Consider the following 13189-nt stretch of genomic DNA (forward strand, 5'->3'; position numbering starts at 1 on the left):
ATTGTCCGGGCATGCGTACCAATGGAGAGGAATTGCGTCAGGCCATCCGCCGGCGGCCGGGGATGTACATCGGGGACACGTATGGATACGGCCTGACCCGGCTTGCTGAGTCCCTGCTCTTGGTGGGAGTCATCGCGGGCAGGGAAGGGCGGGTGCGGGAGATCTCCCTGTCCCTGGGCGAGAATGGCTCCTGCGGGGTCTCCTTTGATGGCTGGCCGTGGCCCCTGCCTTCCGGCACGTCGCCCATCGCGGATGTCGGGCGGTGGCTCACGTTCGTGAACTTCGACAGGGATGCGGAGCCGCGGCCTGGAATGCCCCGAGGTGTCATCTTCCCGGTTCCCTACGTGGACCTGGGGCTCGTCAACGCGCTCGCCTCGGCGCTCGAAGTCACTGCCTGGACGGGAGGGCAGCGCTGGCGTCAGCGCTTCCGGGAAGGGCTTCCCCAGGGCGAACTTCATGCCGTCGCGCCCGGAGCGGAGCCGTCCGCCTCGGAGACCGGCCTCCACATCACCTTCACCCCGGATGCCACCATCTTCGACCCGTACAGTCGATTCTCCGTGAAGTGGTTGAAGGAAAGGCTCGCGTCGTTCTCCGCCTTTCACGCGGGCATCAGCTGGCGGCTTCGTGACGAAGTGTCAGGGTTGGAGGCGCGCTACCAGCGCAGGCGGGGACTCCCGGACTATTGTGTCGAGCTCTCCGATTCCTCCCAACCCATCCACGCCCCCTGGAGCTTCGAGGGGCAGGCGGGCACGACGCAGGTGCGGCTCGCGCTGCAGTGGGGCGAAGCTCACGGCCACGGGGTGAAGTCGTGGGCGAACCTGCGCGAGTGCACGCTCGATGGCACGCACCATGATGGGCTCGTGCTCGGCTTGCGCAAGGCCCTGCGCGCCAGGATGAAGGCCCGTGGGACCGAGCAGGAGGTGTTGTCCTTCACGGATGCCTCGTTGCTGCGACATCTCACGGCCGTGGTGGAGCTCGTCGTGCCCGACACCGTGTGGTACGGGCCCACGCAGGAGCAGCTCGCGAATCCGGAGGCGAAGGCAGACGTCTCGCAGCTCGTCTCGGCCTGGGTGGAGCAGGCGCTCGCGAGTCATCCAGACCTGGAGTCGCGGGTGCTGCAGTTGTCGGGAGTGCCCCTGAGCTGAGTCACGGCTCGAGTCCTCGGCGACGCCCGAGCCCGCACCAAAGCGGTGGGTCGTCCGTGGGATGAGGTGACACCAGGAAGGGGAGGCTTGAGCGCGCCCGAGTGAACAAGCCATTGGGGTCTGATTAAGAGTCAGGTGCCGCACCCGCGGCGTCACCCCCATAAGCAAGTGGAGGTGGACGGACTCGAACCGTCATGGATGAGCGTGTAGGACTTTTTCGGCCGGGCGCGCTCAGTTCAAAGTGACGACCCTGCGCCGCGGTTCCTGACGGCGCACCTTGTCCAGTGCCTCGCGTGACGCGAGTTCGGCGGACTGTTCATCCCCTGGCCTGGTTGCGCGGGAGCACGGGGTGGTGCTCCCATGAGCCGCCGTGCAACGACCTGGCCAGCCGACGCGAGAGTCCGTGGATTCGCGTTGGGTCTGCCCCGCTTGCGCGCACGTCGTCCTGGTAGGGCCTGACGAGCGCTGCTCGGTTTGCGGAGGCTCGCTGTCGGAGGTCCTGCGCGCGGCCCGAGGCGCGCCGCCGCCCCTGCCACCGCGCGCGCTCACGCGGGCGCAGCGTCAGGCCGTGTGGCGTCCGGCGAGCAGCTCGCGGCACGCCTTGGGCACGTTCCTGCTCACCGTGGGCGTGTTGATGATGCCGGTGGCGGTGGCCTACCTGCGGCCTTTGGGTGTGCCGGCCGCCATCCTCGGCGGGCTCGGGCTGTTGCTGCGGCGCACGGCCTGGCCCCCGGCGCTCCGGCGCGAGCAACGCCAGCGATTGCGCGCGCTGCGCTGGGGCCTGCCCGCCGCGGCGGAGCTCACCCGCGTGGAGCGGGACTTCGTCCCGGGCGTGAAGGCGGGCAGCGTGGTGCGACTCGAGTACGTCTTCACCGTGCACGGAGAGCTGCTGCAAGGAGCCATGCCGTCGCCGCACGTCCTGGACGTCCAGCGTCGCCCCGGAGAGCACATCTGGGTCGTCTATCTGGCGGAAGACCCGAGCGTCAGCGCGCTCTGGCCCCCGGGCCCATGAGCGCCGCGCGGGTGTCGGGACTCACGTCTACCCTGGCCCGCGCCTTGCTCAATGCTCCATGCACGGGCTTTCCGATGTCAGGCACCCGAAGCAACATCCACACTTCGCGCCGTCCACCGTGGCCACCGGGCCACGGTGCGCGGCTTTGCCACCGCACGCCATGTCCCCTCCCATGTCCTTGCTGTCCGTGTCGCGTCGCCATGGCCTGCTGCCCGCGGTGCTGTGCACCGTCCTCGCGGCGTGCCTGCTGGCCATCCGCCTCGACTGGAGCGAGCGCGCCAGCTTCGCCTTCCTCCCGTGGAACCTGTTCCTCGCCTGGGCGCCCTACACCCTCGCCCTGCTCGCGCGGGTCCTCATGGTGCGGGGCCATGGACGCGGCTGGGTGCTGGCGCCGCTCGCCGCCGGCTGGCTCGCGCTGTTCCCCAACGCGCCCTACCTGCTCACCGACTTCATCCATCTGCACCAGCGCCCCGTCGTCCCGCTGTGGTTCGACGCGGCCCTGCTCGCGCTGTTCGCCGCCACCGGGTGGATGCTGGGCCTGCTCTCCCTGGAGATCTGGAAGCAGTGGCTGGAGGAGCGCTGGGGCCGGCGCAGCGCCTGGGCCTTCGTCGGCGTCACCTCGCTCCTGTGCGGCTACGGCATCTACCTGGGCCGCGTGGAGCGCTGGAACAGCTGGCACGTGCTCACGCACCCGGGGAGCCTCTTCACGTCCATCGGCGCCCACCTGCGCGAGCCCCTGTCCTTCCCCTACCTGACGAGCCTCACCGTCACCTTCGCCCTGCTGCTGCCCCTGTCCTACGTCGCCTTCGAGGCCTTCGTCACCCGCTTGTGCCGTCAGCGCGCCACGGGCTGAGCCCCTGAAGCGGCGACACCGCCCACGCCCGGGATTTCCGGACGGGGCGGCGTGGCTGTGGAAAGGGGCCCTGGCTGGAGTCGTCAGCCGCCGTGGAGGCGCGCGCGGTTGCGCGGTCCGCCCCGATGCTTGATGGCCATCTCGCTGGGCGCCTTCTTGCGCCCGTTCAGCGACGTGCGGCGCCGGGTGTTGCTCTTGGGCTCATGCGTCTCCGACGCGGGCCCGAGCGTCACTCGCGACAGGTTCTTCGTGCGGCGCAGCGCGGCCGCCTCATCCCGGGGCAGCGTCTTGCGCCCGTTGCTGGCCTGGACGTTGGGCTGGGCTTCGTCCGCCGAGGCCACCCGTCGCCTGTTCTTCACTCCCGCCATTTTGGTCCGAACGGCCATGATGCCTCCTTCCCTGGTGAGGTAAGGACGGCGCCACGGCTTTTCCAACCCCCTCCAGGGACAGGAGCAGGGGCTGAGCTCCGTGCTCCGTGCCCGAGGACCGCCCGGCCGCTTTGTCGTCCTCCTCCGAGGGAGAGGGCCCGGCCACGGGGTCGACCCGGAGCCTGGAGCCCCAAGGCCCTCGGCGGAAGGGTTCTTCACGCCACCCGCTTCACGTCGACGAGCGCTTGCCGCGCCGGGGCGGGCGGGTGCTCGTCGTCGTCTCGGGCGGGAACAGCCAGCCTTCCTCGCTGTGCGAGACGCTGGCCGTCTGCGTGGACTCGTGGGTCTCGGCCTCCAGGTGCTGCCCGCGGCAGCCCCGGCACCAGGACTGGGGACGGCGCTCGCCGCGGATGATGCGGTAGCCGAAGTCCTGCTCCGTCAGGCCCACGTGGTTGCAGCGCGGGCAGCGGCTCTGGGACGTGACGCCCGTCTCCCGGGCCTTCTCGCGGCCATGCTCCACCACCAGCGCCAGCGCCGCGGCGAAGCCCACCCGTTTCTCCGTGGCGACATGGAAGCTGCGGGCGCGCTTGCGCCCTCCACGGCCGAGCACGGGCTTGAGGTCCATCCCTCCGAGCAGGTTCCGCTGCTCGAGCACGCGCGTTGAAGAGCTGTTCGGGTTCGATTGGCTCACCCGACAACTCTTAGCCGGGGGGTCTGACACGTCCTTTCAGAGGGGAAATGCCTGCTTGCCCCTCTGATGGGGTACTGAACGAAAATCCAGTGATTCCGCGCACCTGGGTAGTTTCCCCAGGGCAGGCAGGCAGGCCTGGGCCCGCCCGCGAGGCCGGTTACTCGGCTTCCGCCATGCCGCCGCCGGTGTCGGTGGCGGGGAAGACGGGGGTGCCGCCGGGGAGGCTGGGGTCGTGCGGCAGGCTGCCGCGCGGGCTGCGCAGGTAGACGAAGGGCGTGGCGAACAGGAAGTTGGACACGCGCGACGTGTAGATGTCCGCGTAGCGCTCCACCTGGCGGGCCAGGTGGCTCTTGTCATTGCCGGCGCGGGTGAGCAGGCCCCAGATGGGATTGGACAGCTCCGTGGCGGCGCGGGCCATGGGGCCCAGCTCCGTGTCCAGGCCCTCCAGGGACTCGCGCAGCTCGCCCAGCCGGGCCACCAGCTCCGACTCCGTGAGCACATCCGTCCGGGGCCCGTAGTTCGCGCGGCGCCGCTGCAGCTCCAGCCGCAGCTGACAGCTCTCCCACTCCAGCTTCTCCTTGAGCACCATGCGCTCGGCCAGCCGCGCCTCGGTGGGGCGGAAGGCGGCGATGGCGCGCACCTCGTCCTCCAGCTCGCGCAAGATGAGCGCCGTGCGCCAGCGCAGCGCGCTCTTGGACACGTGCACGTCGCCGAACATGTGGTCGCCGACGTAGAGAATCTCGTCGCCGCTCATGCCCAGGTGGCGCTCCAGCTCCAGCGCGCTGCCGCCGAAGTACGGCGTGCCGACCTTGAAGGGACCGGCGGAGTGCGGACGCAAGAGCGCCTCGCCCTGGGTCTCCACGACTTCAAAGAGCGCGGAGCGGGTGGTGAAGAACTCCGGCTTGCGCGCGGACACAATCACCACGTCGAACAACTGCCGCCACGTCATGCCCTCGGGCAGGTGCTTGTCGAAGGCGAAGTGCATCATGGGCTCGGTGTAGGCCCACTCGCTGTTGGTGATGAGGAGCAGCTTCTTGCCCGCGTTCTTCTGGTCCAGGAGCGCCAGCGGCGTCTCCGGGTCGTCCAGCACGTAGCGCTCCGGGTCGGCGATGATCTCCGCCTTCAGCTGACCCTGCATGTGCGTGGCGTCCAGGTTCTTGCGCACGTGCTCGTAGAGGTCCGCGTAGCCCATGGGCCCGGGCAGCTGGCCCGCGTCCAGCCGGTCCACCAGCTGCGAGTACAGACACGCCTCCGACAGCGAGAAGAGCGTGTTGAGGAACACCCAGCGGCGCTCGTGCAGGTCGATGACGGTGTGGGAGTACTCGTCGCGCTGGGTGATGAAGTCCATGGAGCGCGTGCCGTGCAGGGCCTTCTTCACGAAGCCGAAGCGGTTGGCCTTGAGCAGGTTGCCCTTCTCCGTGTCGATGATGAGCCCGCGGATGGCGAGCGCCGGGTCGAACTGGAGGTCACCCACGGGCCAGCCCTGCGCGACGAGCCTGTCTCGGATGTGCTCGTAGGCGCGGCGTTCCCACGCTTCCACGCGGTAGTGGATGAGCGTGTAGTCCATGTCGTAGCCCACGGCCTTGATGGCGCGCAGGTTGAGGGTGCGGTTGCAGAACAAGCCCCGCTCGGGCGGGGGACCGGGAGTTTGCGAGCGCATAGGACTCCCTGGCTTGCCCCGTCCCGCGCCAAAAGTCGATGCCTGTCTTCGGCCTCGTCGCCTGCCTCGCACAAGGTCCGCGGCCGCCCCGTCCCGCGCGGTGACGGGTGAGTCGGGGCCGCTTCGTGCCGCATTGGTCACTCTCCCGCATTGAATGGTCAAAGACAGGTTTTACTGGACTAGTGTGCGCGCCCCGTCAACCCTTGAAACGAGGTCCCTCATGTCCTGGATGATTCGTGGTCTGCTGGTCAGCGCCCTGCTCCTGGTGGGATGCAAGCACGCGGCGCCCTCCGTCACGCCGGAGCCGACGACGCCCGTCGCGGAGACGTGTGATGCGAAGCAGCAGGAGATCTCCAAGGAGGCGGACCAGCGCGCCGCGCCGTGGAGCATCGAGCAGCACCTGGCGAAGAACTTCCCGGAGGGCTCGGTGTCGTGGCTGATGAAGGAAGGCCCGTACCAGACCTTCGTGGTGCAGTCGGGCGCGAAGAACTTTGGTCGCTGCGACGACAGCGGCTGTTACCTGTTCGCGGCGCCCTCGTCCGTCATCCAGGAGGCGGTGAAGAAGTCCATGACAGGCGCCACGCATGACCCCGCGGTGCTGGGGCAGGCGCTGGGGCTGCCGGCGAAGAACTTCGAGGGGCCGCTGCGGATGATGACGCTGAACCTGCGCGAGTCGGGCTCGTGCGTGCGCCTGCCGGTGGACGCGGACCCGGGCGTGTGGAAGTGCCAGACGGAGCAGGACACGGACTGCTTCAAGTTCGGCGGCTACACGTCCGGCGGCGTGCCGGAGGTCATGGTCATCAACGCGCCGGTGGCCCAGGCCGTGGTGACCGAGATTCCGTGACGCTTCTTCCCCTCGTGCACGAGGCGGAGGTTCCATGAGCCGCGAGCAGGTGGTCCATCAGAGTCCGCTCCTCTACCGCGTGCTGCGCGAGGAGGACGGGGCGCTGGTCATCGAGGTCGTCGTGGGCGGTATCGCGATGTCCGCGGTGCGCGTGCGGCTCACCGAGGCCGAAGCGGAGGCGTTCACCCGCGAGGGCAGCGCCTTCAGCGACCGGCTCGCGAAGGACATCATGGCCTGGCCCCCTTTCGGGGGCCGGTCCTATGACCCTCCGACGGGGTGAGGCCTCAGTACACCAGCCGCAGATGAGGGAGCAGGGGACGACTCCCCTGCCGCTCGGCGCCGATGGACCTGTCCAGGTCGATGTGGATGACGGCCCGGCCGTTGCGCTCCAGCGCGTCGCCTTGGAGCTTCAGGCGCAGCGGGGCTTCGCGGGCATCGACGAAGCCCGCGGAGCCGTCGGTGCCCTCGAAGGCGCCGAAGTCATCCAGCACCACGGTGGCCTCGAGCGCGCCCTCACGCACCTGCTCGGGCCGGAGCCAGAAGTGAGCCACCAGGTGCGCATGGGTGGCGTTGGCCACGTTCATCCGCTGTGAGGAGGGGAGCAGCTCCGTGCGCAGCGGCGCTCCTCCCAGGGTCACCTGCACGGCGGTCGCGCTCAGGTAGGTGGTGGAGAAGCGGCTCGTGGTTCCCTGGAGCCGCAGCTCGTAGCGCTGAAGCTCCGGGGCGCTGTCTCCGCAGGCGCAGAGGCCGACACCCCACAGCAGCGCGACGAGTGGAAGGATTCTGGAACACGTCTGCTTCTTCATGGCGAACTCCTGGGCTGGAGCTGCTCCAGCGCATGGGATGGCGTCGCACGGCCCCGAAGGGAGAAGGGCAACGCGACATCGAGCCCCCGGCCATTGGCTTCGCCGAGGTGTCGTTCGAGGCGTGACATGGCGCGGGTGCGACCGAGCGTGGTGGTGGTGTCGAGCAGCAGGCGCTGGAGCTCCGGTGTGCCGCCGAACAGCCGTTGGTTGCAGACCCCCGTGAGCGTCTGTCTGGCCAGGGCGTGCCGGGCGGCCTGCTCCTCGGAGCGGTGCTCACCTCCCAGCGTGAAGGCGGGGGACGACCAGAGCAGCCGCAGCGCGTCCTCCTTCGTCACGACGGCCGGGAGGAGCCCCAGCTTCACGGGGCCCGAGGCCAGACAGCGCTCCAGCGCGGCCTCGTGAATCATGTAGTAGCCCGAGGGGCGGACAGCGGGCGTCGCGCCCTGGGCGGGTGGGAAGGCGCAGGACGCCATGTCTCCGGCGGCCAGCGACGGGGTGCTGCCCAGGAGCGTCGCGACGCCGTTGACCAGGTCCACCTCGAACAGGGCGTCCACCGTGGGGTCCGACGTGTAGCAGTAGAGCAGGAACGTCCCATCCTGCTGGAAGGCGCAGGAGCAGGGCTGAATCCCCACGTTGCCCAGGACCGGACCGAAGACGGTGAAGTCGCCGGTATAGGGGTCGAACACGCTCATCCGGGCCAGGTAGCTCTGGTAGCCGTAGATTTTGTTGTCCAGCGGGTTGGCGGCCCAGGCCGTGGGCGTCGTGGTGGGCAGGGTCCCCTGGCCCAGGACTTCGAGCGTGACGGGATTCAGGCGCAGCCACTGGCTCCCGAGGAACGAGCCAATGACATAGCTGCCATCCTCCATGATGGTGCCGACAATCCACTCCTGGCCCGCCAGCTCCGGCAGGCTCCCCAGGTCCTCGATGTTCCCCACGCGGTCCACGCGAACCACGTGGGGAATGGGGTCGCCGGACAGGTTGCGATTGCTGATGGCATACAGATAGCCATCGATGTGGCTGAGCCCCATGGCGTCGTAGCCGAACCCGGTGGAGCTGGAGACCGGGGTCGTCGCGAGGGTGGTCGGGTCCAGGGGCATCAGCTCCGTGCTCGTCCCCGCGCTGGAGGACACGTAGAGGGTGTCATCACAGACGAAGGTGTCGGCCGGCACGCACTGGACTCGCGCGGAGCAGGTCGCCATGCCCTGGTCCCAGCCAATCTGGAGGGTGTCCGTGAACTCCACCGACTCCGACGGAGGCACCTGCCCGATGCGCGCGCAGTCCTCCAGGCTCTCCACGGTGACGCTGAACTCGTAAGTCCGGGAGTCATTGACGGGAATCGCCACCGGCGGAGGAGGGGTGAAGGACCAGCCCAGCGGCTCCAGCAGCGGGTCCGTCGCCTCCTGGAGCGTGGACGGGAGCGTGGGGTGGATGTTCCTCACCACCTGCCGGAATGTCAGCGTGGCGGGGTACTCGCGGACGACGAGGGTGGATTGCTCGTTGATGCTGACCTCGCATTCGAGGTCATGCGCGGCGGCGAGTGACGGAACCAGAAGTGATAACAACAACCACTGTCTTTTCAGTCGCATGGGGCGCGGCTCCGTTCAAGCCACGTGCCCAGTGCGGAACCGGACCCGACGCTTGTCCAGGAGGATGAGGCGGTAGGGATGCCCCCGCCTGGAGGACGGGCCAGCCAGGCGCGCCTCGTCCTCGCGTCCATGAAACGCGCCATGGGTAGACACCTGGCTGGAAAGTGATTCTCCACGGTGTCGACCACTCGGGCCCTACGACGGAAGACGCGTGGCGGCGGGCGCCCGGGTCCGCCCCGTGAGGCACCGTGGATGTCCGGCCCGCGACGAGACGATGGAAACCCACGAGGGGATGCGCAGGTTGGGACGCGAGGCCGCGCGTCAGGCACGGCCTCTCGGGGGGGATGCAAATGGCCGGAGCTTCGCTGCGGGGAATGTCGGGCCGCGGGTATGGAGGGGCCTTCGCCCGCTCGCTGCTGGTGGTGACGTTGTGTGCCCTCTTCGTCACGGCGGGTTGCAGGTCCACGCAACACGTCTCTCCGGAACCTTCGAGCCTTGCCCAGGGCGGCTCGGGGCTCGCAGGCCAAGGAGACCCGCTGCCCTCGTGGAGCGATGGACCGACGAAGGCGGCGCTGCTCGACTTCGTGGAGCGCGTCACCCGCGAGGGCGGGCCCGACTTCGTACCCGTCGATGCGCGCATCGCCACGTTCGACAACGACGGCACGCTGTGGACGGAGCAACCGGTCGCGGTGGAGCTGGCCTTCGTCATCGACCGCGTGAAGGCGCTCGCACCCGAGCATCCCGAGTGGAAGCACCAGCAGCCGTTCCAGGGCGTGCTCGAAGGGGACTTGAAGGCCGTGGCGGCGAGCGGTGAGCGCGGGCTGATGGAGCTGGTCGCCGCCACGCACGCGGGCGTCACCACGGAGGCCTTCGACGTCACGGTGAAGGAGTGGATGGCCACGGCGAAGCATCCGAGGTTCAACCGGCCCTACACCGAGCTCGTCTACCAGCCGATGCTGGAGCTGCTCGCGCTGCTGCGGGCCCGGGGGTTCAAGACGTTCATCGTATCGGGTGGCGACGTGGGCTTCCTGCGCGCGTGGGCGCAGCGCGTGTATGGCATTCCGACCGAGCAGGTCATCGGCAGTCGCGCGAAGCTGCGCTACGAGGTCCGGGACGGCACGGCGTCACTCCTGCTGCTGCCGGAGCTGGACTTGCTCGACGACAAGGCGGGCAAGCCGGTGGGCATCCAACAGGTGATTGGACGACGACCGCTCGCGGCCTTCGGCAACTCGGATGGGGACTTCGAGATGCTCGAGTGGACGACCTCGGGCACGGGGCCGCGCTTCGGGCTCTTCGTCCACCACACCGACGCGGAGCGGGAGTGGGCGTATGACCGGAACGCTCACATCGGAAAGCTCTCGCGCGGACTGGATGAGGCGCCTCGGCGCGGCTGGTTCCTCGTGGACATGAAGAAGGACTGGAAGGTCATCTATCCCTTCGAGCAGTAGCGGCAGGAGGCCCGCGCTTCCGCAAGGGCTGCGGAGGTGCTCGGGGGCTCGCGCAAGCCTTGCGGGTGGCGGGTGGCGGGCGGCCCTGGCGTGACGTGGCATGTTTTCTGAAGTGCCCGGCCCTCACTCTCCCTCTGGGAAGGAAGGTCGCGATGGAAGCGACGGATGCGCCCGGCGTGGGGTGGCGGGAGCGAAGCATGGACAGTCTGGCTCGTGAGGCGCGAGACGCCCTGTTGCAGCGCGGCGAACGCCTGAGGTCACGGACCCGGACCCCGCCGAGTTTTCTGGAACCTGATGTGTCGCTCTCCGATGCGGAGCGGCAGGAGTTGCTCGACATCGACGCGGCGCTCCAGCGAATCGCTGGAGGGTATTTCGGTCGCTGCGAGCGGTGTGGTGGGGCGATGGGGAGACATCGCCTGCGCGCGATTCCCGAGGCGCGCTACTGCATGACGTGCGCGACGCTGGGACGCTGAAGGCGCGAGGGCCGGCCCTCCACGCGCGAGCCGACAGGGCCTGAGCAAGCTGGACCTCCAGAAGCTCGACGCGATGTACCCGGGCAGCCCGGCAAGCCCTCGCGCCGTGACGCCCTCTACGACTCCCTGCCAACGCGCACGGGTGCCTCGCATGAGCCGAACGTCTCACTCATCACCGCGAGCATCGCACGCAGGGACGCGCTCGGGTGGCGCGCGGCCGGATAGACCGCGAACGCCTGGTACGGGGTCGGCGCGAACGGCTTGAGCACCTCCACCAGGCCACTCGTGTTGGCCTGCGAGCGCGGCAGGCGCGCCAGTCCAGTCCCCGCGCCAGCCAGCGCGCACAACACCTGGAAGCTGTTCACCGCGATGACCGGCCGGATGCTCACGGGCCTGGCACCGCTGAAGGCCCAGGTGGCGGGGGAGAGGGTGCTGCCCATGCTCAGGCAACGGTGCGCTTGCAGCTCGCGGGGATGCTTGGGCACACCGGCCCTCTTGAAGTAGGCGGCGCTGCCAAAGATGCCCACCTGTGAGGGCGCGCCGATTTTGCGAGCAATCATCTGTGAGTCGCTGAGAGGGCCAACGCACACGCACAAGTCGAAGCCCTCCTCGACCATGTTCACGGCCCTGTCGGTCAACTCGAGCTCGAGCTTCACCTGTGGATATCGCTCCGCGAAGGTCGCGAGCACCCCGCCCATCAACCGCTGGCCGAGCTCGAACGGCGCGCTGAGGCGCAGCCGACCGCTCGGGTGGGCCTGCAGCCTGTTCACCAGCGCCTCGGCGTCACGCAGCGCGGCGACAGCCGGCGCGACTTCGCGTTGGTAGCTGGCGCCGATGTCGGTGAGCGCGACGTTGCGCGTGGTGCGCGAGAGCAACTGAACGCCGAGCTGCTCCTCGAGCGTGGCCACGCGCTGGCTGAGCGTGGACTTGGGGATGGCCAACGCACGTGCGGCACCTCGAAAGCTGCCGCGCTCGACCACCTCCAGGAACGCGATGATTCCGTTCGGTTCGACTGTCCGCATCACCGGACAGTGCATCCAAAATCGTTCAATTGTCCAACGGGTTCCAGCCGCGCATGTTTCGCGCATGACTCTGTTCTCATCCTACAAACTGGGTCGCATCACCCTCGCGAACCGCATCGTCATGGCGCCCATGTCGCGCAGTCGCGCCAGGGGTGGCACGCCCAACGCGCTGATGCGCGACTACTATCAACAGCGGGCAGAGGCGGGGTTGATCATCACCGAAGGAACGAGCCCCTCACCAAACGGCCTGGGCTTCCCACGGGAGGCCGGAATCTACAGCCGTGAGCAGGTGGACGGCTGGCGCCAGGTGACCGACGCCGTGCACGAAGCGGGCGGCCACATCTTCGTCCAGGTGATGCACTGCGGTCGCGTCGGCCACGTGCTCAACCTGCCACCCGGCGCACGGCTCCTGGGGCCGAGCGCGGTGCCCGCGAAGGGGGAGATGTTCACCGACGCCCAAGGCAAACAGCCCATCTCGACGCCCGAGGAGATGACGGCGAGTGACGTGGCCCAGGTGAGGCGCGAGTTCATCCAGGCCGCGAGGAACGCCATCGACGCCGGCTTCGACGGCATCGAGCTGCATGGTGCCAACGGCTTCTTGTTCGAGCAGTTCTTCAACCCGCACGTCAATCGTCGCACCGATGGATATGGCGGCGGCCTGGAGCACCGCGCACGCCTCATCGTCGAGGTGGCGCGCGACTGCGCCGAAGCGATTGGCGCGGACCGGGTGGGCGTGCGGCTGTCGCCTTGCAACACCCACGTCGACATGCCGCTCCATGACGACATCCCGGAGCTGTATGCGCACGTCGCTGGCCAGCTGCGTGGCCTGGTCTACGTCCACCTCGTGGGCAACTCGCACGAGGCGTGGACGGGAACGGCCGCGAGGATTCGCGGTGCCTTCGAGGGGACGCTCATCACCAACAGAGGCTTCACGCCGGAGAGCGCCCAGTCCGTCCTCGCCGCAGGACAGGCGGAGCTGGTGGCCTTCGGCTCGCCGTTCATCGCGAATCCCGACTTCGTCACACGTGCGCGCGAGGGACTGCCGTTGGCTCAGACGCGGATGGAGCTGCTCCACGGGCCTGGAGCAGAGGGGTATACGGACTACCCACGCGCGACGCGTGGGGAGCCCGCGCGACGCGAGGTGCCTGGCTAGTCGCAATGCCGGTCAGTTAGGGCGGGGGCGTTTCACCCACTTCTTGTCGTAGTTGCTCATTTTTATCTTTACGACTCGTGGGTAGCGCCTCTCGCTCCTTCGTTCCGGGAGTAGAAGCAGTCCCAGGT

14 protein-coding genes are annotated in these 13189 nt (G+C 68.6%); 8 read left to right on the forward strand and 6 right to left on the reverse strand.

What is annotated here, in order from left to right; all coding sequences use genetic code 11:
• Window positions 1-11: 11 nt before the first annotated feature.
• The 3 genes from LZ199_RS44645 (at window position 12) to LZ199_RS44655 (ending at window position 3010) form a co-directional block, all read left to right on the forward strand.
• Window positions 12-1145 carry a DNA gyrase subunit B gene (locus LZ199_RS44645; protein WP_253999948.1) on the forward strand — a complete coding sequence of 378 codons (1134 nt, stop codon included), beginning with the start codon at window positions 12-14 and terminating at the stop codon, window positions 1143-1145.
• Between the two features lie 403 nt (window positions 1146-1548).
• A complete protein-coding gene (locus tag LZ199_RS44650) occupies window positions 1549-2157 on the forward strand; it encodes a hypothetical protein (RefSeq protein ID WP_253999949.1) in 609 nt (202 codons plus the stop codon).
• Between the two features lie 172 nt (window positions 2158-2329).
• Window positions 2330-3010, forward strand: coding sequence for a DUF1361 domain-containing protein (locus LZ199_RS44655; RefSeq protein ID WP_253999950.1), 681 nt, complete (start codon window positions 2330-2332; stop codon window positions 3008-3010).
• 83 nt (window positions 3011-3093) lie between these two features.
• On the opposite strand, the gene LZ199_RS44660 is transcribed toward LZ199_RS44655, so the two are convergent.
• From LZ199_RS44660 to LZ199_RS44670, 3 genes are all read right to left on the reverse strand, one after another.
• Window positions 3094-3396, reverse strand: coding sequence for a hypothetical protein (locus LZ199_RS44660; protein WP_253999951.1), 303 nt, complete (start codon window positions 3394-3396; stop codon window positions 3094-3096).
• Window positions 3397-3607: 211 nt separating this feature from the next.
• On the reverse strand, window positions 3608-4069 hold the full coding sequence (locus tag LZ199_RS44665; protein WP_253999952.1) for a hypothetical protein: 462 nt from the start codon (window positions 4067-4069) through the stop codon (window positions 3608-3610).
• Between the two features lie 157 nt (window positions 4070-4226).
• The gene (locus LZ199_RS44670; protein ID WP_253999953.1) at window positions 4227-5729 is read right to left on the reverse strand and encodes an HAD-IG family 5'-nucleotidase; all 1503 of its coding nucleotides are present in this window, start codon (window positions 5727-5729) and stop codon (window positions 4227-4229) included.
• Window positions 5730-5949: 220 nt separating this feature from the next.
• On the opposite strand from LZ199_RS44670, the gene LZ199_RS44675 reads away from it, so the two are divergent.
• Together LZ199_RS44675 and LZ199_RS44680 are read left to right on the forward strand one after the other, a co-directional pair.
• Window positions 5950-6573: a hypothetical protein gene (locus LZ199_RS44675; protein WP_253999954.1), complete on the forward strand. Its 624-nt coding sequence runs from the start codon at window positions 5950-5952 to the stop codon at window positions 6571-6573.
• 34 nt (window positions 6574-6607) lie between these two features.
• Entirely contained in the window at window positions 6608-6853 is a 246-nt protein-coding gene (locus tag LZ199_RS44680; protein WP_253999955.1) for a hypothetical protein, read from the forward strand.
• A gap of 4 nt (window positions 6854-6857) precedes the next feature.
• Here LZ199_RS44680 and LZ199_RS44685 read toward each other — a convergent pair whose 3' ends face one another.
• Window positions 6858-7379, reverse strand: coding sequence for a hypothetical protein (locus LZ199_RS44685; protein ID WP_253999956.1), 522 nt, complete (start codon window positions 7377-7379; stop codon window positions 6858-6860).
• Window positions 7376-8965, reverse strand: a complete 1590-nt coding sequence (locus LZ199_RS44690; protein WP_253999957.1) for a DUF6923 family protein — start codon at window positions 8963-8965, stop codon at window positions 7376-7378. Before LZ199_RS44690 ends, LZ199_RS44685 begins: the two co-directional genes overlap by 4 nt.
• Window positions 8966-9315: 350 nt before the next feature.
• On the opposite strand from LZ199_RS44690, the gene LZ199_RS44695 reads away from it, so the two are divergent.
• Both LZ199_RS44695 and LZ199_RS46880 read left to right on the forward strand, forming a co-directional pair.
• Window positions 9316-10413 carry an HAD family hydrolase gene (locus LZ199_RS44695; protein ID WP_253999958.1) on the forward strand — a complete coding sequence of 366 codons (1098 nt, stop codon included), beginning with the start codon at window positions 9316-9318 and terminating at the stop codon, window positions 10411-10413.
• Between the two features lie 296 nt (window positions 10414-10709).
• A complete protein-coding gene (locus LZ199_RS46880) occupies window positions 10710-10886 on the forward strand; it encodes a TraR/DksA family transcriptional regulator (RefSeq protein WP_253999959.1) in 177 nt (58 codons plus the stop codon).
• Window positions 10887-11002: 116 nt separating this feature from the next.
• Here the strand turns inward: LZ199_RS46880 and LZ199_RS44705 are convergent, their stop codons facing one another.
• Complete coding sequence (locus tag LZ199_RS44705; protein ID WP_253999960.1) at window positions 11003-11908, reverse strand: LysR family transcriptional regulator; 906 nt, start codon at window positions 11906-11908, stop codon at window positions 11003-11005.
• Window positions 11909-11972: 64 nt separating this feature from the next.
• On the opposite strand from LZ199_RS44705, the gene LZ199_RS44710 reads away from it, so the two are divergent.
• The gene (locus tag LZ199_RS44710; RefSeq protein ID WP_253999961.1) at window positions 11973-13061 is read left to right on the forward strand and encodes an alkene reductase; all 1089 of its coding nucleotides are present in this window, start codon (window positions 11973-11975) and stop codon (window positions 13059-13061) included.
• The last annotated feature ends 128 nt before the right edge of the window (window positions 13062-13189 follow it).

This window comes from Myxococcus qinghaiensis, assembly GCF_024198215.1.
In the GTDB taxonomy this organism is placed as follows: Bacteria; Myxococcota; Myxococcia; order Myxococcales; family Myxococcaceae; genus Myxococcus; species Myxococcus qinghaiensis.